The sequence below is a fragment of the Promicromonospora sp. Populi genome (assembly GCF_041081105.1).
Classification (GTDB): domain Bacteria; phylum Actinomycetota; class Actinomycetes; order Actinomycetales; family Cellulomonadaceae; genus Promicromonospora.
This window is the reverse complement of sequence record NZ_CP163528.1, coordinates 2,301,065-2,321,135: the sequence shown is the minus strand read 5'-3', so window position 1 is coordinate 2,321,135 and position 20,071 is coordinate 2,301,065. Positions and strand designations below refer to the sequence as shown.

Sequence of the window (20,071 nt, the reverse complement as noted above, 5' to 3'; positions counted from 1 at the left end):
ACTCAAAGAGGAGAGAGCCGGGCTAGGGACTCGTCGACCAGGTCCCCCACGACTTCGCGCACTGCCGCGCGGTCCGCCGGGACCAGGCCGATGCGGGTGCGGCGGTCCAGCACGTCGTCCGCGTCGAGCGCCCCCTCGTGCGTCACCGCCCACTCGATCTCGGCGCGCGTGATGTCCAGGTGCGCGGTGTTCTTGATGCCCTGCCCGACGGCGGAGGCCGCTCCCGGCAGCGCCGCCGAGGCCAGGACCTCGGTCGCCTCGGAGCCGTACCGCGCGACGAGCGAGCGCGGGAGCTGGGTCGAGACTCGCTCCGCCCCCACCAGGGGCAGGTCCGCCGTCCAGCACGGTCTGGCGGTCAGCCCGGCATGCTTGACCGCCAGGTCGACGGCGTCCTCGGCCATGGTCCGGTAGGTCGTCAGCTTGCCGCCCAGCACGTTCACCGCCCCCGTCCGGGGTGAGACCGCCACGAGGTGCTTCCGCGAGACGTCGGACGACGCGGCGTTCGACCCGTCACCCGCGTCCGCCGAGTCCACCAGGGGCCGCAGCCCCGCGAAGGCGCCCACGACGTCGTCGGGCCCCAGCGGTTGATCCAGCACGCGGGACACGGTGGTGAGCAGGAAGCTGATCTCGGGCTGCGTGGGTACCGGCACGTCCGGGACGGGTCCGGGCGCCTCCTCGTCGGTGAGGCCGACGATCACGCGCCCGAGCTGGACCGGCAGCGCGAACACGTACCGCGAGCCGGACCCGGGCACCGGCACCATGAGAGCGCCCGACGGGTCGCCCAGCCGTGCTGCCGGGACCACGAGGTGTGTGCCGCGGCTAGGCCGCAGCCGCACCGACGGGTCGACCGTCCCGGCCCACACACCCGTCGCGTTGACCACGACGCGGGCGCGCACGCTCAGCATGCTGCCGGTGCGGGTGTGCTCCAGCGTGGCGCCGTCCGCCCGCAGGTCAGTGGCTCGCACGCGGGTCAGGATCCGCGCCCCGCGCCCTGCCGCGGTGCGGGCCAGCGCGACGACGAGCCGGGCGTCGTCGACAAGCTGACCGTCGTGCGCGACCCAGGCCCCGTGCAGGTGCTCGCGCGCCACTGCCGGCACGAGCCGGGCAGCCTCGCCCGCCCGGGCGAGGCGCGGTGCGGGCAGCACCTCGGACGACGTCCCGGCGTCGCGCCGCAGGAGGTCGCCCAGGCCGAACCCGATCCCGGCTGCGAGGCCCTGCCGCCTGCCTACGCCGGGCGCCAGCGGTACCACCTGCGGCAGCGCCCGCACCAGGTGCGGCGCGGTGCGGGTCATCAGGACGTGCCGTTCGCGCGCGCTCTCCCGGGCCACGCCGACGTCGCCCGTGGCCAGGTAGCGCAGCCCGCCGTGGGCCAGCTTGGAGCTCCACCGGGAGGTGCCCCACGCGAGGTCGTGCGCCTCGACGAGGGCCACCGACAGGCCGCGGGCGGCCGCGTCGAGCGCCACACCCGTGCCGGTCACCCCGCCGCCGACCACGAGCAGGTCGACGGTCTCGGAGGCGAGCTCGGCGAGCTCACGCTCGCGACGCCGGGCGGTCAGCGCGGTGCTGTGCATCAGGGACGCAGGTAGCCGTCGAGGGCGCGGGCGAGCTCGGTGCGCAGGGCGTCGGCGTCGATCACAGTGGTGACCGTCTTGTGGGAGAGCACCGCCGACTGCGAGATGAGCAGCACCATGACCGCCAGGTCCGACGCGGACCCGGCCCGGACGGTACCGCCCGCCTGGGCGACCTCGATCGCGGCGGTGAGCCACTCGAGGAACACCCGCTGCGACCGCCCGATCCGCTGGAAGGCGTACTGGGTGAAGACCTCGGTCTCCTGCGCCAGCAGGCGCCCGAACACCGGGTCGGCCCGGAGCAGCTCGCTGAACCGGACCACCTTGTCGACGATTGTTGAGCGGTCGGCCGCCTCGGGACCGATCGCGGCGAGCAGGAGCTGCGCGCGGTGCAGGAGGAGTGCGCGCAGCACGTCGTCGGCCGACTCCCAGCGGCGGTACACCGTGGGGCGGGAGAAGCCGGCGGCCCGGGCGAGCTCGGTGATGGACAGGCCGCGTGTGCCGCGGGTGGCGACGAGCTCGCCGGCGGCGTCCAGCAGGCGCGTCTCCGGGGACGCCTCGCGGGATGTTTCTGGGGATGCATTACGGATTGTCATCTTGTGTAACACTGTAACGCAGATCCGATGGCGGGCGACCGCCGTCGACGGCACCCGATCCAGACGGAGGAAGCGTGGGCACGCACCCGGAGAACGAGCGCATCAACATGCGGTGGGACGGCTGGGGCGACCCGGACCGCGCCCACGGCCTCCCGGGCGGGGTCAAGCTGCTGCTCGCCGGTGTGCTCGGCCGGGTCCCGAAGGCGTCGGCGGCGCCCTCGCTCGCCGGGGTGGTGCTCACCACGCCACCCCTGGACGACGCCGACCTGGCGGCGCTGGCCGACGCCGTCGGCGCCGCGCACGTGGAGACCGGCCACGATGTCCGCCTGCTGCACGCCGGCGGCAAGTCGACGCCGGACCTGTTGCGGCGCAGGCAGTCGGAGCAGGTGGCGCCCGGCGCCGTCGTGCTGCCGGGGTCCGAGGACGAGGTCGCGGCCGTGCTGGCCGTCGCGGGCGAGCGTGGCCTTGCGGTCGTGCCGTTCGGGGGCGGCACCGCCGTCACCGGCGGCCTGGAGCCCGACGCCGGGACGCATCGCGGCGTGCTCAGCCTCGACCTGCGCCGGCTGACCGGGCTGGTCGCGCTGGACGACACGGACCAGGAGGCGACCCTCTGGGCGGGGACCACGGGCCCCGCCGCCGAGGCGGCGCTGGGGGAGCAGGGCTTCGAGCTGGGGCACTTTCCGCAGAGCTTTGAGTTCGCGACCCTCGGCGGGTTCGCGGCCATGCGGTCGTCCGGGCAGAACTCGGCCGGGAACGGCCGGTTCGACACGATGGTCACCGGCCTGCGCGTCGTGACCCCCACGGGCATTCTCGACCTGGGCCGCGCACCCGGTTCGGCCGCGGGACCCGACCTGGTGCGCTGGTTCCTCGGCTCGGAGGGCGCGTTCGGCGTGATCACGCAGGTCCGGCTGCGCGTGCACCCGGTGCCCGAGGTGCGGCTGTTCGACGCCTGGAGCTTCGCTGACTTCGCATCCGGCGCTGACGCGCTGCGCCGCGTGGCCCAGCTCGGCACCGGGCCCACGGTGATCCGCCTGTCGGACGAGGCGGAGACGGGGATCTCGCTGGCGCAGGTCGGCAACATCGGCCAGGCGCTCGCCCGGGGCTGCTCCGCCGTCGTCGTGCACGAGGGGACTGACTCACTGACGCAGGCTCGGCGCGAGGCAACCACGGGCGTGCTGCGGGCGGCGGGCGGCAAGCCCGCCGCCGAGAAGCTGGCCGCCTCCTGGGACCACGGCCGGTTCAAGGCGCCGTACCTGCGCGACGCGCTGCTGGCGAACGGCGTGTTCTGCGAGACCCTCGAGACCGCCACCACATGGTCCAACCTGCACGTGCTGAAGGCGGCGGTCACCGAGGCGCTGACGGGCGGCCTCACCCAGGAGGGCGCCAGGAGCCGCGTGCTGTGCCACATCTCCCACGTCTACCCGACGGGCGCCTCGCTCTACTTCACGGTGATCGCCGGGCTCGGCCCCGAGCCGCTGGAGCCGTGGGGCCGGGTGAAGGCCCGCGTGAACGACGCGATCATGGCGGCGGGCGGCACGATCAGCCACCATCACGGCGTCGGCACGGATCACGCGCCGTGGCTGGAGCAGGAGATCGGGGCGGTGGGCATCCGGATGCTGCGGGCCGTCAAGGCCGAGCTGGATCCAGCCGGGATCATGAACCCGGGCGCGCTGCTCGGCGGGAGCTGACATGCGGGGACTGACTTATGGGCGCTGCCATGACTGAGCAGCCAGACGAGACCCGGCACATCGCAGTGCTGGTCAACCCGGTCTCGGGGCGCGGCGTCGGTGCGGACAGCGCGCACGTCGCGATCGAGCGGCTGCGAGCCCGGGGCGCCGACCTCAGGATCTACCAGGGGGCAGACGCCGCTGAGACCGTCGCGCTCGGCAAGCAGGCCGTCGACGAGCACCCCGACGTGCTTGTGGTTGTCGGCGGCGACGGGACCGTCTTGTCGGTGCTGCCGCCCCTGCTCAGGTCGGGGATCCCTTTGGCAGTGATTCCCGGCGGCACGGGCAACGATCTCGCCCGCGAGCACGGCATCCCCCTGCACGACGCCGGGGCGGCGGCGGACCTGGTGCTCGACGGCGCCCGCAAGCGGGTCGACACGGGCACCGTCACCGCCGAGGACGGCGCCGTGCGGCACTTCGTCACCGTCGTGTGCGCGGGCCTGGACTCGCTGACCAACGAGCGCACCAACCGGATGACTTGGCCGGGCGGCCCGGCTCGGTACCGGATCGCCGTCTACACGGAGTGGCTGCGGCTGAAGCGGTTCGGCTACCGGCTGCACCCGGCCGGAGCGCCGCCGCTGGCGCAGGACGGGTACATGCTCGCGATCGGCCTCACCAAGTCCTACGGCGGGGGCGTACCGATCTGCCCGGACGCCGACCCGACGGACGGCCTCCTCGACGTCACCCTGGTGCACGCGGTGGGCCGGTTCAGGTTCCTGGCGTTCGACTCGCTCATCAAGTCGGGCAGGCACGTCGAGCGGCCGGACGTGACGACCCTGCGGGCGCCCGCGATCCGGCTGGCGGCCCCCACCGGGCTGGTCGCCTACGCGGACGGCGAGCCGGTCGGGTCGCTGCCGCTGACAGTCGAGGCGCACCGAGAGTCGCTGACCCTCTGCGTGCCCTGAGCCCGGTCAGGCGATCGCGAGGTCCTTGGCCGCCAGGCTGAGCTCTCGGCGGGCCGCCACGGGCACGTCCTCGCCCGGCGACGCGAGCACCACTGCCCAACCGGACTCGTCGCCCGCGCGACCGGTCCGGCCCGGGACGAGGCGGGCGGCGCACGCGAGGTCCTCGCGGAACTCGCCGTGCTCCTCGACCACTGCATCGAGCCGCAGGCGGGACAGCTGCGCGTCGAGCGCCGGGACGTCGGCCGCGGTACGTGAGGTGAACCTGCGCATCCCGGCCTCGGCGAGCAGCTCGCGCCGGTCCCGGCGCGGCATGCCGAGCAGGAGCGCCTTGCCGAGCGCGGTTGCGTGGGCGGAGACCTCGAGCCCACGCTCGAGATCCTCCAGGTAGGGCGAACCAGGGCCCTCGAAGTAGTCGACCAGCACGACCCGGCCGGCGCTGAACCGCCCGAGATAGGCGCTGTAGCCGGTGGTCTGGGCGAGGTGGCGCAGCACCTCGCGGGTGCCCGGGGTGCGGCCGAGCGCGCCGAGCGCGTCGTAGAAACGGTGGCTCACCTGCTCGCCGACGTCGTACGTGCCGTCCTTGAGCCGGGTCACGTAGCCCTCGTACGCCAGGGTGCGCACCAGGTGGTACGTGGTGGAGAGGTTGAGGTCGCTGCGGCGTGCGATGGCCTTGACCGGCAGACCGGGGTACCGGGTGACAACCTCGAGGACGCGGAAGGCGCGCGCGACACTCTGCACCAGGTCGTCCGGGCGCTCTCGGCCGGCGTCCAGAGCCACGTGTCCCCCTAAGGCAATAGACAGGGTGGGTCGAGGGTGCGACAGTGTGTGTGCCCTCACAGACATGGTAGCCACCGCTATGGCCCAGGTCACGAAACTAGGTGGGAAGACGGGTGGGTTCACCCCGGGCGATCCAGGATGACTGCACAGATGGGCTGGCCGCATTGCTCGACGACATGCGAAACACGCAGGAACGGCCCTGGCGTGACACCAAGCCTGTCCGGCTGGACGACGTCTCCGGCCTGAAGCCCCTGGTGCACGCCTCGGAGCTGTCCGAGCCGCGCGAGTTCTACGACGCGCTCGCGAGCGAGTGGGGCGACGTGGCCCCCGTCGAGCTGGAGCCGGGCGTGCCCGCCTGGCTGGTCATGGGGCAGCGGCTCGTCTACGACGTCATGCGCAACGAGCACCTCTTCGCTACCGACCCGCGGACCTGGAACGGGCACGCGCGCGGCGGCCTGCCCAAGACGTCGGGCCTGCGCCCGGTCTTCCCGTCGCACCAGCGGTTCTCCGCCACCCACAGCGACGGCGCGCTGCGGCAGCGCCTGCGCGAGCCGCTCGACGACGCGTTCGAACAGCTCTCCGAGGGCATCACCGCGGCCAAGGCCCGCTCCATCTGCAACCTGCTCATCGACCGGTTCCAGGACCGGGGCCGGGCGGACCTGATGCTCGAGTACGCGTCGGTGATCCCGTTCCTGGTCATCGCCGACATGGTCGGCTTCGACCCCGAGGACGGCCAGCGCCTGTTCGACCTGACGCGCCGGGTCGCCGCGGGCGCCCCGGACGCCGCCTCCGCGGCGATCGACGTAGACCAGATGCTCGCTGAGCTCGTCGTGCTGCGCCGCGAGGCCCCGAAGCGGGACCTCGCCAGCTCGCTGGTCGCGCACCCGCAGATGCGTGACGACGTCGAGGTCGCCCACACGCTGCTCACCGTCGCGTACTCGGGCAACCTGACGCTGACGGCCTGGATCGCGCAGACCCTGCTGGTCACCCTCACGGACTCGCGGTTCTCGGCCGGCTGCACGGCGGCCGCATCGACCTCGACAACGCGATGGACGAGGTGCTCTGGCGCTCCACCCCCACGATCAACACCCTGCCGCGGTTCGCCCGCCAGGACGTGATGCTGGACGGCAAGCTCATCGCCGCCGGCGACCCGCTCGTCCTGGGGATCCATGCCGCGAACACCGACCCGCGCATGGACACGGGCGACCCCTGGGACCATGTCGGCAGCCGCGCCCACGTCTCGTTCGGCACCGGCCCGCATGCCTGCCCCGCGCCCCGCACGGCGCGCGTGATCGCCCGCATCGCCATCGAGACGATCCTGCGGCGGCTCGACGTCGTCCTGCGGATCCCCGCCGCGGACGTCACCTGGGACCGGACCCTGTGGATCCGCCAGCCAGTGAGCCTTCCGGTGACGTTCCCTTCGCCGGTGGACTCGGCGTAGACCCCGGGCGGTACCCCCGGACGGGAGGGGGACCGGGACCGTCAGTGGGAGGCGGTAGGTTGCGCAGGTGAGCGAGGAGGATCACATGCGCATCGGAGTACCGGACGACGGCGGGCCGCTCGTGCCCGCCACCCCCGGGACCGCCGCACGGCTGGTCCGCCTCGGCTACGAGGTGGTCGTCGCCACTGGTGCCGGGGCGGGGGCAGGGTTCCCTGACACGGCGTACGAGGCGGCGGGTGCCGTCGTCGTGTCCGACGCCGAGGCGTGGGCCGCCGACGTCGTCGCCATCACCCGGGCGCCCGACGCGCTGGCCACGCCCGGCCCCGCGGGGCTGCGACCGGGCGCACGCGGCCCGGACGGGCTGCGCATCGGCGCCGTGCTGATCGCCCAGATCAACCCCGCCGCCCGGCCCGTCCTGGTGCGCGCGCTCGCCAACCGCGGCGTCACCGCCCTCGCCCTGGACGCTGTGCCGCGCATCTCCCGGGCCCAGTCGCTCGACGTGCTGAGCGCGCTGTCCAACGTTGCGGGGTACCGGGCGGTCGTCGAAGCCGCCGGCGAGTTCGGCGGCATGTTCTCCGGCCAGGTCACCGCCGCGGGCACCACCCCGCCCGCGAACGTCTTTGTGATCGGTGCCGGCGTGGCCGGGCTCGCCGCCATCGGCGCGGCGGGCAGCCTCGGCGCGCAGGTGCGCGCTTTCGACGTCCGGCCGGAGGTCGCGGAACAGATCGAGTCCATGGGCGCCACGGCGGTTCGGGCCGACGCCGCCGCCCAGCAGGTGAGTGCCGACGGATACGCCGCGGCGCAGACCTCGGACCAGGAGGCGGCGGCGCTGCGCGCGTACGCCGTCGAGACAGCCGCGGCCGACGTCGTCATCACCACCGCGCTCGTGCGGGGGAGCGCGCCCACGACTATCACCGCCGAGATGGTCGCGAACATGCGGCCCGGGAGCGTGATCGTCGACCTCGCAGCCCCCGGCGGCGGCAACTGCGAGCTGACCGTGCCCGGCGAGCGGGTGGTCAGCGCCAACGGGGTGGTGATCCTCGGCTGGACCGACCTGCCCGACCGCATGCCCCGGCACACCTCCGAGCTGCTGGGCACAGCGGTCGCCAACCTGATCCAGATCGGCACGCCGGGGCGCGACGGGCGCCTCGCGCTCGACCCCGACGACGTCGTCATCCGCGGCATGACCGTCGCCCGGGGCGGCGAGATCCTGTGGCCGCCGCCCCCGGTAGCGGTGGCCGCGCCCCAGGCACTGCCTTCCGACCTGCCCTCCGCGGAGACCGCAGGGAGCCGTCGGGCCAGACCAGCGGGAGGCCCAGCCCGGCCGACCGCGGCCGAGGCCCGGCGCGCAAGGTTCACCCGGGCCGTGCTCATCGCTCTGGGCGCCGTGCTGGCCGCGCTCGCCGTGGTCTTCTCCCCGCCGGACCAGGCCGCGCACTTCACCGTGCTGGCGCTGGCCGTCGTGGTCGGGTTCTACGTGATCTCGCACGTCAGCCACGCCTTGCACACCCCGCTCATGTCCCAGACCAACGCGATCTCGGGGATCATCCTGGTCGGCGGGATGCTGCAGATCGGGTCGGCCGACCCGGTGGTGACCACGCTGGCCGTGCTGGCGTCGGCAGTGGCGAGCATCAACATCTTCGGCGGGTTCCTCGTGACCCACCGCATGCTCGCGATGTTCCGCCGGGGCGGGCCCGTCCCGGCGGGCTCGGCCACCCGCGGCGTCGACGGAGGGAGCGACCGATGACCGTCGAGTCGGTGGTCCAGGCCGGCTACTTGGTAGCGGCCGTGCTGTTTGTGCTCTCGCTGGCCGGGTTGGCCAAGCAGGAGACGGCGCGCCGCGGCGTCGTGCTCGGGATGTCCGGCATGGGGCTGGCGCTGGCCGCGACCGTAGCGCTCGCCCTGGACCGGTCAGAGCGGCCCGTCGGTGTGACCGCCGGCCTGATCCTGCTGGTGCTCGTGGTCGGCGCCGCCGTCGGCACGTGGCGGGCGCGGACCGTCGAGATGACGCAGATGCCCGAGCTCATCGCGCTGCTGCACTCGTTCGTGGGCGCCGCTGCCGTGCTGGTGGGTTTCGGGTCCTACCTGACCACACCCGCGCCAGCGGACGGGGCCGGGACCGGCTCCGGCGCGACGGTGCACCTCGTCGAGGTCTTTCTGGGCGTGCTGATCGGCGCCGTGACACTCACCGGGTCGATCGTCGCGTTCGGGAAGCTGTCCGCCAGGCTCCGCTCGTCGCCGCTGTTGCTGCCCGGCCGCAACTGGCTCAACCTGGCCGCGCTCGTGGCGTGCGGCGGGCTGCTGTGGTGGTTCATCGTCGCCGGTGACGCGGGCCTGGTCCCGCTGCTGCTCATGACGGTGGTCGCGCTCGCGCTCGGCTGGCACCTGGTGGCGGCGATCGGCGGGGGCGACATGCCCGTCGTCGTCTCGATGCTGAACTCCTACTCGGGCTGGGCGGCGGCCGCCGCGGGCTTCATGCTGGGCAACGACCTGCTGATCATCACGGGCGCGCTCGTCGGGTCCTCGGGTGCGATCCTCAGCTACCTCATGTGCAGGGCGATGAACCGGTCGTTCGTCAGCGTGATCCTGGGCGGGTTCGGCACCGGCGAGGGGGCCGCCGCCCCGGGGGCTGCGGTCGAGCACGGCTCCTACCGGGAGACGACGGCGCCCGAGGTGGCCGACCGGCTGGCCACCGCCCGCTCGGTGGTCGTGGTGCCGGGGTACGGCATGGCGGTGGCGAAGGCCCAGTACCCGGTGGCGGACCTGGTCGCCCGGCTGACTGCGCGCGGTATCACCGTGCGGTTCGGCATCCACCCGGTCGCCGGCCGGCTGCCGGGCCACATGAACGTGCTGCTCGCCGAGGCGCGGGTGCCCTACGACCAGGTGCTCAGCATGGACGAGATCAACGACGAATTTCCTGGCACCGACGTGGTGCTGGTGATCGGCGCCAACGACACGGTGAACCCGGCCGCGCTCGACGACCCGTCGTCGCCCATCGCGGGCATGCCGGTGCTCGAGGTGTGGCAGGCCCGCGAGGTGATCGTCTTCAAACGGTCCATGGCGACGGGTTACGCCGGCGTGCAGAACCCGCTCTTCTTCCGGGAGAACACGGCGATGCTGTTCGGGGACGCGAAGGAGCAGGTGGAGCTGATCGCCAAGGCGCTGTGATCATCGGCGGGGCCCGGAGCGACTCGGTACGGGTCTTCCCGGCCACCACCTGGCAGTACGCTCGTCCCTGTCCGCACCGTCGCGTGCTCGTCGGACTTTTGCGTTCGATAGGTCATGTGTGGGTGAATTGAACGTGACGCGCTGACATTGCGCGGTAACGACTTGGTATAAAGGGTCGCGCCAGGAAAGCCCGGCGTAGTCCCTCAGTGCGGAGGCCGAGTGTTGAGACGCTCTCTCGTGATCGGAACGGTCGCGATCGTAGGGTTCCTGGTCCTGGTGGCAACCACGGAGCTCTTCTACTTCGGGCCCCCCGAGGGCGCCCACAACGCCGGCGAGGCGTTCGCCTCGTTCGCCGGCATCGCGCTCACGCTCCTGACCTGGGCTGCCGTCGGCTGGTTTGTCGCGCGGACCGCGCGGGCGCTGCGCCTGGTGCGGGTGTCCGTGCTCGTCGGGATGGTCGCACCGGTCGCGGCGATCATCGTCTTCGCCCTGAAGGTCGACCTGGACGCGTGGTCCACCGTGTTCGGCGTGCTGTCGTTCGCGGCGGCGTCGGCGGGCGTCCTGGTCACTACCCGGCGCCGCAGGACCAAGGAGCCGAGCGCCGCTCCGCAGCAGAACGGGCACCCGCCGGTCCACATGGCCGCTTGATTGGTTGCGGGCGCGATCATTGCGACTATGTGCCCGTTCTAGGCGCAACGGTCCCGCCCACAACCAAGTGGGTCACCAGAAGCGGGCCGGGAGGCCGTGCCTGGCGTACACGCTCTCCATGGCCGCCTGCACCTGACCGGGTTCACCGAGCAGCTCGATGTCCAGCCCCAGCACCCCGAGGGTCGCCACGCCGTTGTGCTCGGACCACCAGGCGTCCAGGCCGCCGCGCATCTGACGCAGCCGCCCGCGGGTCAGCCCTTGCGTGACCCCGCGCATGAGCACGCTGGAGGCGGGCGTGCCCAGCGGGGCGGCGAACGCCGCGGGCAGCCGGCCCAGGTTGGAGGCCAGGCACAGCGGTGCGGTGGCGTCCCGCGCGGCACGCTTGGCGACGGCGTCGGGCACCATCTGCATGAGCGGCTTCAGCGGGCCCAGGGTGTCCACCCGGGTGCCGGCCGCGAGGCCCCGGAACTCGGCCGCGGTGCTCGCCCGGATCTGGGCCATGTCGGCTATCACCCCGGCCCGCTCGGGCGCGGGGGTCACGGTGGTGTCGACGGCGATCGAGATCCCTGACGTCGCGTTCGACCGCAGGTCGTCCTTGCGGCGCATGCTGACCGGCACCGATACCCGCACCGGCATACCGGCGGTCGCGACGCCGGCGGCGAGCAGGATCTCCGTGCACACCGCGATCAGCAGGCTGTTCGCGGTGCCGCCGGCCGCGTGGGCCGCGCGGTGCCAGGTGGCGGCGTCCGTGTCGACCACGACCACCGGCGGATGGGCGGGCTGGTTGTCGTCGGTGCGCGGCCCCGGCCGGGGCCGGTCGGCCGCCTGCTGGGCCATCATCGGCGGCACCGGGCCCTGCCGGGCGGCCTGCCGCAGGCCGCCCACGGCCGCTCGGGCCTGGCCGGTGGCGTCGCGCAGGTCGGCCACGAGCCCGGTCCGGATGCGCTCGCCCTCCTTGGGCAGGCGGCGGGGACCCGACTCCGAGGCGAACGCGCCGACGTCGTCCGCCCGGAACCCCGCCGCGGCGACGGCGGCCTGGAGCGCGCCCATGTGCATCCCGCCGTCGGCCACGACGTGGGAGGTCACGAAGCTGAGCAGGCTCCCGCCGCTCGTCGTCGGCGCGGCCGCCAGCGCCCAGGTGGGGCCGTTCTCGGGGTCGAGGTTCGCCTGCGCCTGCCGGTCGGCCCAGGTGAGCACGGCGTCGTCGGGTACCGGGGTGGACTCGATCACCGGGTCGAGCGACAGGTCGGAGGCCGACCACCGGGCCCGGGCGCCGGGCAGGCGGCCCGGCCGCACCACCCGCTGCAGGGGGCCGGTCGCGAGGCCGCCGTGCAGGGCGTGCACGGCTCGGCTCTCGAGCGGCACTGGCAGCCGCCAGATGGTCTGGTTGACCACGGCGACGCCGAGCACCCGCCGGGTGCGCAGGAACAGGTCGTCGTCGTAGGTGAGGCGATTGCTGGCCGTTCGGCCGGCTGCGGTCGCTGGGCTGGTCACGGGACCTCCGGGCAGGTGTGTGGGTGGCCTGAGAGCGGGTGGTCTGGGGATGGTCTGCGGGTGAGTAGAGTGCGCGCGTGCGTCACGTCATGGCCCTGGTGGGCAGCAGGGGAGATGTCCAGCCGGCCCTCGCGGTGGCTCTGGAGCTGCGCCGTCGCGGGCACGAGGTGGTGACCGGCGTCGCGCCGAACCTCGTCCCGTTGGCCGCACGGCTGGGCCTGGATCCGGTGCCGCTGGGCATCGACTCGGCCGCGCTGCTGGGCTCCGACCTGGTGCGGCGCGACCTGCGTTCGGGCAGTCCCGTGCGCCGGGTGCGGGCCTTGCGCGCGATCTCGTCGGCGGGCTGGGACGAGCTGCGCACCGGCCTGCTGGCGCTGCTGGACGACGTCGGCGGCGCCGACACCGTCGTGACCGGCCTGCTCGGGCAGGAGGTGGCCGCTGCCGTGGCCGAGTCGCGCGGGCTGCGCATGGCCGCCCTGCACTACTGCCCGGTGCGGTCCAACGGCACCGTGTCGCCCGTGAACGGGGTGCGTGGGCCGGCCGCCACCCGCGCGGCCTGGGCCCTGGGCGAGCGGGTGCGCTGGGGCCTGACCCGCCGGGCGGAGAACGAGCAGCGCGTCGAGCTCGGCCTGGGCTCCACCCGGGTCCACCTGCCCACCCGCCTGCGCGACGCCGGGGCGGTGGAGGTCCAGGCCTACGACCCGGTGCTCGTGCCTGGGCTGGCCGACGAGTGGGGTCCGCGTCGCCCGCTGATCGGGTTCCTCGCTCTGGACGACGACGCCCGGGCTCGCCTCGGGGAGGCCGGCTCGGCGCCGGCGCCGGCGCCGGCCTCGACCCGGGCCTCGACGAACTGGAGGCGTGGCTGGACGCCGGGGACCCGCCCGTCTACGTCGGGTTCGGCTCCATGCCCGTGGCGGACCCGCCCGGGCTGCTCGCCGCCGTCGCCGCCGCCTGCGCGGACCTCGGGGTAAGGGCGCTGGTCAGCGCAGGCTGGAACGACTTCTCGGCGGCCGGCGGCGGGGACGGTGCCGGCAGAGCGGGCCTCGACGAGAAGCGCGTGCGCGTCGTCGGCTCCGTCGACCACGCGAGGGTGCTGCCCCGGTGCCGCGCCGCCGTGCACCACGGCGGGGCCGGCACCACGGGGGCCGTGCTGCGGGCGGGGCTGCCCGCCGTCGTCGGCTGGTACTCCGCGGACCAGCCCATCTGGGGCGAGCTGCTGCGAGAGGCGGGGGTCGGCGTCGCGCGTCGCGCGAGCACGCTCCCGCGCCCGGGTGTGCTCACCACCGCACTGTCCGAGGTGCTCGACGACGCCACCGCGGCCCGCGCCACCGCGCTCGGCGCCCGGCTGGTGCCCCCCGACCGGGCCGTCGCTGCGGCGGCCGACGCGGTCTCGGGAGGTGTCTGAGCCGGAGCCGCCCCTCACCACGGGACCGCCGGGAGCCCCCAGGCGTCCGCCTCCGACAGCACGAGGTGGCGCAGGTGCGCCTCGTCGGCGACCCGGTCGGGATCGAGCCCGGCGACGCTGACCACCGTCGCCTGGCCCACCGTGGTGCAGAAGGCGACCAGCCCGCCGCCCGCGGCGCGCAGCTCGGTGGCGGACGCGCCCTGGTAGTGCGACAGGGTCGCCACCGCGCGCACGGAGCCGCCGGGCGCATGCGTGTACCCGGGCGGCGGCGTGCCAAGGTTGGACGCCATGGCCGCCGCGACGGGCGGCTGCGGCAGCCGGCTCACCACGGTGTCCGGCAGCATCTGGACCAGCTCCAGCGGCACCGGCGCCACGCCCGGCCCGGTCTGCCCGACGGCGGTGTACGCCTCCTTGGCGGCCGCCCGGACCCAGCCGAGGTCGCGCGTGGCGAGCACGTCGGCCGGGATGGTGACCCGGGCGACCTTGGTGGAGTTGGCGCGCGGGTCGTCCTCCCCGCGAGTGGACACGGGCAGCGCGACCGGTACGGGCTCGCCCGGGAACCGGCCGGTGGCATGCACCAGACGCGCGAGGAACGTCACGAACCAGGTGTTCGGGGTTCCGCCGTGCTCCGCGGCCACCTTGGCGACCCGGTCGGCCGGCAGCTCGACGTGCAGGACCGGCGCGCGCCAGGCGGCGTCGTCGGCCGGGGCCGTGACGGTGGCCGTGACCTGCACGACCGGCGGAGCGGGGGCCGCGACCGGCTCGGCTCGTTGGGCTGTCACGACCGGCTCGGCCCGCTGGGTCGTTCGCGCGGCCTGCCGCGCCTTGGCCTGCGCCCAGCGTGCGACGGCGGCGGCCTGGCGGGCGGCGTCGGAGGCATCGGACAGCAGCGCGCGGGTTCCGCGCGCGGAAGCCGGCACGACTATCGGGTCGGCGTGCGTCGAGGCGCGTACGAGGGCGTCGATCAGCGCCGCGCCGTCGGCCACCGCGTGCGCGCAGGTGAGCGAGACGATCGCGCCCACCACCGCACCGGCAGCCTGCCCGCCCCCGGGACGCGCACCGCCCGGCGCCACCAGGACGCCACCGACGATGTTCATCGCCGCACCACCGGCGCCCGCCGACACGGCGCCCGCCGACACGGCGCCCGCCGCCACGACGTCCGCCGCCACGACGTCCGCCGCCGCGAGCCGCCAGGAGCGGCCGCCGGCGGGGTCGAGCGGCAGGTCGGCCTGGGCCTGCGCCCACGTCCCGATCTCGTGCTCGGCCACGCCCGTGGTCTGCAGGTCGACGACGGGCAGGGTCTCAGCTGGTGCCCACCGGTGCCGCGCGCCGGGCACGCGGGCGCGCACCACCCGCCGGTGCAGCGACCCGGCGGCGATGCCGGTGGCCAGGTCGCGCAGGCGGTCAGCGTCGTACGGGCCGTCGAGGCGCCACAGCACCTGGTTCACGGCGGGGCTGGAGTCGCCGTCGTGCCTGCGCAGGAACATGTCGTCGGCGAACTGCAGCCGTAGTGCGGACGGCGGGTTGGGCACGCTCGCCCCTCCATTGTGATCGTGCCCTGTGCGGGGCCTGAAGGTTGTATTTGAGGTGAACCATACCCAGGTGGCTGACTTTAACCCTCTATATCCGGTATAAAGGTCGCCGCAAGGGGACCGCGGAACTCGTCCGACATCGTGCTGGCCGTGCCCACCTACTAAATCTAGGGACCCGCCTGCATGGAATACACCGAGCTTTCGGCCTACGACCTCCCCGCCGGCACCGTCACGTCCTGGACCCCGCGCGCCGACGCCGGGCGCTGGCAGCAGGACCCGCGAGCCCTGTCCCCGGGGCACGAGGCCCACCTGCGCGACTCCGAGCCGGGCTCCTGGATCGGCTCGGTGATGCGCGTTCCCGGGCCGTACGAGCCAGAGCCGCTGCGCCGCGCGATCCACGCCTGGGTGAGCCGGCACGAGGTGCTCCGCACCACGGTCACCCGCGACGCCGGCCAGGGCTGGCGGCGGGTCACGGCCCCGGCCGAGGCCGTCGCGATCCGGGACCTCGTCGTCGGCGACCTGACCGGGAACCAGGTGACCGCGCTGCTGCCCAGCCTGCTCGCCGACGTCTCGCCCACCGCCTGGCCGCACTGCGTGCTGGCGACCGTCGTGCCCGAGAGTGCCGGCCACTTCGTGCTCGCGTTCGGCGCCGACCACTCCGTGATGGACGCCTACTCCCAGCTCCTGTGGTTCGAGGAGATCGTCTCGCTGTACGACGCCGCCCGCCGGGGCGTGCCCGACGCCGAGCTGCGCGTGCTGGAGGTCGGCTCTCACGTGGACTTCTCCGCCGAGGACCGCAAGCTCGCCATGACGCTCGCCGCTGACGGCGAGCCCGTGCGCCGCTGGCTGGACTTCCTCGGACCCGAAGCGGCGTTCCCCCGCTACGGCACCGACGGCATCACACACCCCGCCGCCGACGCCGGCGAGGCCGCCCGCCCCCAGGCCTCCCGGTCCGAACCGCTGGCCACCGTGGAGGAGACCGACGACCTGAGCGCCCGCAGCCGGGCCCGCGGCGCGTCCGCCCAGTCCGGGGTGCTGGCCGCGTTCGCGCAGGCCGCGCGGCGGGTGCACGGGCTCGACCGGCTGCGGTTCGTGCTGCCGATGCACACCCGGTACGCGCCGCAGCACGCCGCCGCCGTCGGCTGGTACGTCGGCCTGTGCCCGGTGGACCTCGACCTCGACGGCGTGGACCCGGTGCTGCGCGAGATCGAGGCCCGCCCGGGCGAGCCGGCTCAGGTGGTCGACGGGAACGCGCTGACCGCGGCGGTCGAACGTGTGCACGCCGCGGTCTCGGCGGGCAAGCACCTGGTGCGCTACTCGTTCGCGCGCATCGCCGAGCTGGGCGGCATCACCGACGGCCCGCACTTCGCCGTTTCCTACGTCGACACCCGGTTCATTCCCGGGGCCGAGCGCTGGTCCTCCTGGGACGCCCGGACCCTGCGCAGCCCCGCGTACGGCCCCGACGAGCTCTACCTCTGGTTCCTACGCACCCACGACGGGCTCAACGTGTCCACCCGCTACCCGGACACCCCCACGGCGCACGCCGCGATGGACGCCCTGATCGAGGAGCTGCGCGGCTTCTTCCGGGCCTTCGGGTCCACCGGCACGAGTGAGGCGGTCGCATGATTCTCGGCGCGATGGGCACCTGGTCCCCGTCACCAGGGCAGGTGCTGCACGTGCGGCCGACGGCGGATGCGCTCGCCGCCGCGCAGGGGGCTCCGGTCGACCCGGGGCCGCCGTCGTTCCTGCAGGGCGACCATCTGGGCGCCTATGCCGCGCGGCGGGAGTCCGGCGGTCGGCACCGGGCCTGGACCGGCACGGCGAGCCGCCTCGAAGGGGAGTTTGACGCCGCCGCGCTGGCGCGGGCCCTGACCCGGCTGGTGCGTCGGCACGAGGGCCTGCGGACCTGGTTCGACGTCGACGGCTGCGCCGCGGGCGGCACCCCGGTGCGGCACCTGGTCTCCCCGGACGCCGTCGACTTCGAGGTGGTGGGGGTGCCCGCGCTCTCCCCGGTGCCCGGCCTCCCGTGGGACGAGTGGGTGACCATGCACCTCAACGCGACGTTCGACGCCGCCTGTCGACCCGACTCGTGGGCGCCGTTCGCCCTCGGAGCCGTTGTCGCCGACGACGGGTTCAGCCTGTTCTGGGGTTGCGACCACGCGTTCACCGACGGCGCGTCGGGGGTGATGGTGCTCAGCGAGATCGAGGAGCTGTACGCGGCGGAGCTCGGCGCCGGACCAGAGCCCGAGCCCCGGCGCGAGACCGCCCGGTCGTGCCTCGACCACGCCCGGGCCGAGCACGAGCTCGCCGCCGCGACCCCGGCGGACGCTCCGGAGATCCAGGCCTGGGTCGACGCCGTGGCCGCGCACGACGGGCGGATGCCGCGTTTTGTCCTCGACCTGGGGCTTGCGCCCGGCGAGACCGCGCCCGTGCGGATCCGTTCCGCGACCCTCCTCGACGCCGACGGCCTTGCGCGCATGGACGAGCTGGCCGCCGCGCACCGCGCCCGCTTCACCGGAGCGGTGTTCGCCGCGCTTGCGCTCACCGACGCCCGGCTGACCGGAGCGACGAACTGGTTCGGGGTCACCGTGGTGGGTTCGCGCGGACCCGGGTTCGAGACCACGCAGGGCTGGCTGTGCAACTTCACGCCGATCACGTTCCCCGTGGCCGACGGCGGTGTCCCGGCGTCCTTCACGACCGTCCTGCCCCGCGCGAGCGCGGCGTTCCGGCAGGCCCGGAAGGTGGCCCGGGTCCCGGTGCACGCCGCGCTCGGTGTGATGCTGGCTGACGGCGTCCTGGACCCCGCATCCCTCGGCAGCCCCCAGCTGGTCAGCTACCTGGACCTGCGGAAGTTCCCGGGCGTCGGCCGCCCGGCCTACGACAACGGCCTGCACTTCACGGGGGAGGGCCGCACGGCAAACGCGTCGCTGTGGATCAACCGCGACGCCGACCGGCTCTACGTCGTCATGCAGACCCCGGACACGCCGACGGCGCAGGCGGCCACCGACCGGTACATCGCCGAGCTGACCGCCACGTTCGAGGCCGCGCTCCTGCCGGTCGCCGAGCCTGAGCCGGCTGGGGAGCTCCTACCGGTCGGCGCACCCGCGCAGGCCGGCCAGGCCGACGGCCGGGACGAGGCCCTGGAGGCGACCGGTGCGGGTCCTCTCGGCTGACCTCTGGGCGCCCGCGCCCGGTCGGGTCCTCACCTGGGACGTGACGCCGGGTGCGGGCCTGGCGCCCGCACCGGCGCCCATGACCTTCAACCAGCGCAACCACCTCCTCGGCGCTCAGGCCGGTGAGCCGAGCGTGTGGATCGCGGCCGCGTTCGACGTCGACGGTCCCGTCGACGTCGATGCGCTGGAGGCCGCCTTCCAGGACCTCGTGGCCGGGCATCCCGGGCTCTGGGTGGAGGCGGTCCGCCGGCCCGCGGCAGGCCCGGCCGCGACCGACGGTCCCGGCGACACCGTGGGTCTGGTGCGGCACGACCCCGCCCGGCTCGTCTGGCGGCGCCAGGACGGAGCCCTTGCCCGCACGGTCGAGGCCACCCGCGAGCACCTGGTGGCTGAGCTCGCCAGACGGTGCGCGCCGTTCGGGTACCCGGCGTTCCTGCCCGCCGCGATCAGCCGACCGGACCGGTCCACGATCGTGCTCGGCCTGGACCACCTGCACACCGACGCGTGGTCCACGACCGTCGTCGTCGACGAGCTGGCCGCGCTCTACGCGGCGCACACCTGGTGTGCAGCACCCGTTCTCGCGATGGCTGGGGCGGCGGTTCTCCCGATGGCTGGAGCAGTGGCTGTGCGTCGCTCGACGGCGTCGCCTCTCCCGATGACGGTGGCTCTCCCGATGACGGTGGCTCGCCCGACGGCGACGACCTTCCCGATGACGACGCCTCTCCCGATCGCGGCGACCTTCCCGAGGGTGGCCGCGGCGCCGACGCTGTCGCTGGACGTCCCGGCCCCCCCGGTCGGCCCTGCCAGAGGCCCGGCGTACGTCGGCGTCGACGACCCGCGGCTCGCGACCTGGCACGGCTTCCTCCGGGACAGAGACTGGGCGCTGCCCGCCTTTCCCCTCCCGCTCGGTGTGCCCGACGGCGAGCGGTTGCCGCAGCGCACCGTGGTGCGCCCGCTGGCCGACGCCGTCACCGCCGACGCCGTCGCCGCGCGCGCACGGGCTGTCGGGGCGTCGACGTCGGCCGCCGTGCTGGCCACGTTCGCCCGGGCCGTCGCCGACCTCGGCGGCCCCGCCGTCCTGGAGACGCTCCTGCCGGTGCACACGCGCGCGGACGAGCCGGCCCGTCGCGCCGTCGGCTGGCACACGACCACGGTGCCGCTGCGCATCGAGGTGGACACACCCGCGCTCGCCGGTGCCTGGGCCTTGGCCCGGGCTGGAGCTGACGCCGTCACGGATGTGGCGCTCGCCGCGACCGGCAAGGCGCTGCGCGCCGCGCGGGAGCTGTCCGCCGTGCCGCTGGAGCAGGTGGTGGAGACGCTGCCGCGCCCCCTGCGGTTCCCGCGGCGGGACATCTTCCAGGTGTCGTACCTGGACTACCGCCGCCTGCCCGGCCACGCGGCGGCCGCCGAGCGGCGGGCGCACCACATCTCGGCCGCGACCCGGGCCGACGACCTGCAGGTCTGGGTATCCCGCACCGCCGACGGCGTAGCGGTCCGGGCGCGCATGCCCCGTACTGCCGTGGCTGTCGCGACGGTGGACGCGCTGCTGGCTCGCTGGGCGACCCGCCTGACGGAGCTGGCGACGGGCTGAGCCGATGTCCAGCAGGGCGACGTCGCTGTTCGCGCCGTCCTACCCT

General features: G+C 74.4%; 17 protein-coding genes. 12 read left to right on the top strand and 5 right to left on the bottom strand.

Features of this window, described 5'->3' with window-relative positions:
• Window positions 1-2: 2 nt before the first annotated feature.
• Complete coding sequence (locus AB1046_RS10585) at window positions 3-1,571, bottom strand: glycerol-3-phosphate dehydrogenase/oxidase (protein ID WP_369375075.1); 1,569 nt, start codon at window positions 1,569-1,571, stop codon at window positions 3-5.
• A complete protein-coding gene (locus AB1046_RS10580) occupies window positions 1,571-2,164 on the bottom strand; it encodes a TetR/AcrR family transcriptional regulator (RefSeq protein ID WP_369375073.1) in 594 nt (197 codons plus the stop codon). Before AB1046_RS10580 ends, AB1046_RS10585 begins: the two co-directional genes overlap by 1 nt.
• 74 nt (window positions 2,165-2,238) lie before the next feature.
• Here AB1046_RS10580 and AB1046_RS10575 point away from each other — a divergent pair, with 74 nt between their 5' ends.
• Window positions 2,239-3,852 carry an FAD-binding oxidoreductase gene (locus tag AB1046_RS10575; RefSeq protein WP_369375071.1) on the top strand — a complete coding sequence of 538 codons (1,614 nt, stop codon included), beginning with the start codon at window positions 2,239-2,241 and terminating at the stop codon, window positions 3,850-3,852.
• A gap of 29 nt (window positions 3,853-3,881) precedes the next feature.
• Complete coding sequence (locus AB1046_RS10570; protein WP_369375069.1) at window positions 3,882-4,796, top strand: diacylglycerol kinase family protein; 915 nt, start codon at window positions 3,882-3,884, stop codon at window positions 4,794-4,796.
• A 6-nt stretch (window positions 4,797-4,802) separates the two neighbouring features.
• Here the strand turns inward: AB1046_RS10570 and AB1046_RS10565 are convergent, their stop codons facing one another.
• Window positions 4,803-5,573, bottom strand: a complete 771-nt coding sequence (locus AB1046_RS10565) for an IclR family transcriptional regulator (RefSeq protein WP_369375067.1) — start codon at window positions 5,571-5,573, stop codon at window positions 4,803-4,805.
• A 176-nt stretch (window positions 5,574-5,749) separates the two neighbouring features.
• Here AB1046_RS10565 and AB1046_RS10560 point away from each other — a divergent pair, with 176 nt between their 5' ends.
• The 5 genes from AB1046_RS10560 (at window position 5,750) to AB1046_RS10540 (ending at window position 10,830) form a co-directional block, all read left to right on the top strand.
• On the top strand, window positions 5,750-6,691 hold the full coding sequence (locus AB1046_RS10560; protein ID WP_369375065.1) for a hypothetical protein: 942 nt from the start codon (window positions 5,750-5,752) through the stop codon (window positions 6,689-6,691).
• Entirely contained in the window at window positions 6,622-7,014 is a 393-nt protein-coding gene (locus AB1046_RS10555) for a cytochrome P450 (protein ID WP_369375063.1), read from the top strand. The genes AB1046_RS10560 and AB1046_RS10555 overlap by 70 nt, the downstream gene beginning before the upstream one ends.
• 85 nt (window positions 7,015-7,099) lie before the next feature.
• Window positions 7,100-8,761 (top strand): Re/Si-specific NAD(P)(+) transhydrogenase subunit alpha, encoded by a 1,662-nt coding sequence (locus AB1046_RS10550; RefSeq protein WP_369375061.1) that lies wholly within the window; start codon window positions 7,100-7,102, stop codon window positions 8,759-8,761.
• Entirely contained in the window at window positions 8,758-10,182 is a 1,425-nt protein-coding gene (pntB, locus tag AB1046_RS10545; RefSeq protein ID WP_369375059.1) for a Re/Si-specific NAD(P)(+) transhydrogenase subunit beta, read from the top strand. The genes AB1046_RS10550 and pntB overlap by 4 nt, the downstream gene beginning before the upstream one ends.
• Window positions 10,183-10,419: 237 nt before the next feature.
• Window positions 10,420-10,830 (top strand): hypothetical protein, encoded by a 411-nt coding sequence (locus tag AB1046_RS10540; RefSeq protein ID WP_369375057.1) that lies wholly within the window; start codon window positions 10,420-10,422, stop codon window positions 10,828-10,830.
• 72 nt (window positions 10,831-10,902) lie between these two features.
• Here the strand turns inward: AB1046_RS10540 and AB1046_RS10535 are convergent, their stop codons facing one another.
• Entirely contained in the window at window positions 10,903-12,324 is a 1,422-nt protein-coding gene (locus tag AB1046_RS10535) for a hypothetical protein (protein ID WP_369375055.1), read from the bottom strand.
• A 77-nt stretch (window positions 12,325-12,401) separates the two neighbouring features.
• On the opposite strand from AB1046_RS10535, the gene AB1046_RS10530 reads away from it, so the two are divergent.
• Both AB1046_RS10530 and AB1046_RS10525 read left to right on the top strand, forming a co-directional pair.
• Window positions 12,402-13,295, top strand: a complete 894-nt coding sequence (locus AB1046_RS10530; RefSeq protein WP_369375053.1) for a glycosyltransferase — start codon at window positions 12,402-12,404, stop codon at window positions 13,293-13,295.
• Window positions 13,229-13,729, top strand: a complete 501-nt coding sequence (locus tag AB1046_RS10525; RefSeq protein ID WP_369375051.1) for a glycosyltransferase — start codon at window positions 13,229-13,231, stop codon at window positions 13,727-13,729. Before AB1046_RS10530 ends, AB1046_RS10525 begins: the two co-directional genes overlap by 67 nt.
• Before the next feature lie 14 nt (window positions 13,730-13,743).
• On the opposite strand, the gene AB1046_RS10520 is transcribed toward AB1046_RS10525, so the two are convergent.
• Window positions 13,744-15,261 carry a hypothetical protein gene (locus tag AB1046_RS10520; RefSeq protein WP_369375049.1) on the bottom strand — a complete coding sequence of 506 codons (1,518 nt, stop codon included), beginning with the start codon at window positions 15,259-15,261 and terminating at the stop codon, window positions 13,744-13,746.
• 183 nt (window positions 15,262-15,444) lie between these two features.
• Here AB1046_RS10520 and AB1046_RS10515 point away from each other — a divergent pair, with 183 nt between their 5' ends.
• The 3 genes from AB1046_RS10515 to AB1046_RS10505 are packed head-to-tail and all read left to right on the top strand — an operon-like array spanning window position 15,445 to window position 20,025.
• Window positions 15,445-16,887, top strand: a complete 1,443-nt coding sequence (locus AB1046_RS10515; protein WP_369375047.1) for a condensation domain-containing protein — start codon at window positions 15,445-15,447, stop codon at window positions 16,885-16,887.
• Window positions 16,884-18,434 (top strand): condensation domain-containing protein, encoded by a 1,551-nt coding sequence (locus AB1046_RS10510; RefSeq protein ID WP_369375045.1) that lies wholly within the window; start codon window positions 16,884-16,886, stop codon window positions 18,432-18,434. Before AB1046_RS10515 ends, AB1046_RS10510 begins: the two co-directional genes overlap by 4 nt.
• Window positions 18,415-20,025 (top strand): hypothetical protein, encoded by a 1,611-nt coding sequence (locus AB1046_RS10505; protein ID WP_369375043.1) that lies wholly within the window; start codon window positions 18,415-18,417, stop codon window positions 20,023-20,025. The genes AB1046_RS10510 and AB1046_RS10505 overlap by 20 nt, the downstream gene beginning before the upstream one ends.
• Window positions 20,026-20,071: the final 46 nt, after the last annotated feature.

Coding starts and splice junctions, on each gene's coding strand:
- AB1046_RS10585 (WP_369375075.1), bottom strand. CDS start 1,571: ATGCACAGCACCGCGCTGACCGCCCGGCGTCGCGAGCGTGAGCTCGCC.
- AB1046_RS10580 (WP_369375073.1), bottom strand. CDS start 2,164: ATGACAATCCGTAATGCATCCCCAGAAACATCCCGCGAGGCGTCCCCG.
- AB1046_RS10570 (WP_369375069.1), top strand. CDS start 3,882: ATGACTGAGCAGCCAGACGAGACCCGGCACATCGCAGTGCTGGTCAAC.
- AB1046_RS10560 (WP_369375065.1), top strand. CDS start 5,750: ATGCGAAACACGCAGGAACGGCCCTGGCGTGACACCAAGCCTGTCCGG.
- AB1046_RS10555 (WP_369375063.1), top strand. CDS start 6,622: ATGGACGAGGTGCTCTGGCGCTCCACCCCCACGATCAACACCCTGCCG.
- AB1046_RS10550 (WP_369375061.1), top strand. CDS start 7,100: ATGCGCATCGGAGTACCGGACGACGGCGGGCCGCTCGTGCCCGCCACC.
- pntB (WP_369375059.1), top strand. CDS start 8,758: ATGACCGTCGAGTCGGTGGTCCAGGCCGGCTACTTGGTAGCGGCCGTG.
- AB1046_RS10525 (WP_369375051.1), top strand. CDS start 13,229: ATGCCCGTGGCGGACCCGCCCGGGCTGCTCGCCGCCGTCGCCGCCGCC.
- AB1046_RS10515 (WP_369375047.1), top strand. CDS start 15,445: ATGGAATACACCGAGCTTTCGGCCTACGACCTCCCCGCCGGCACCGTC.
- AB1046_RS10510 (WP_369375045.1), top strand. CDS start 16,884: ATGATTCTCGGCGCGATGGGCACCTGGTCCCCGTCACCAGGGCAGGTG.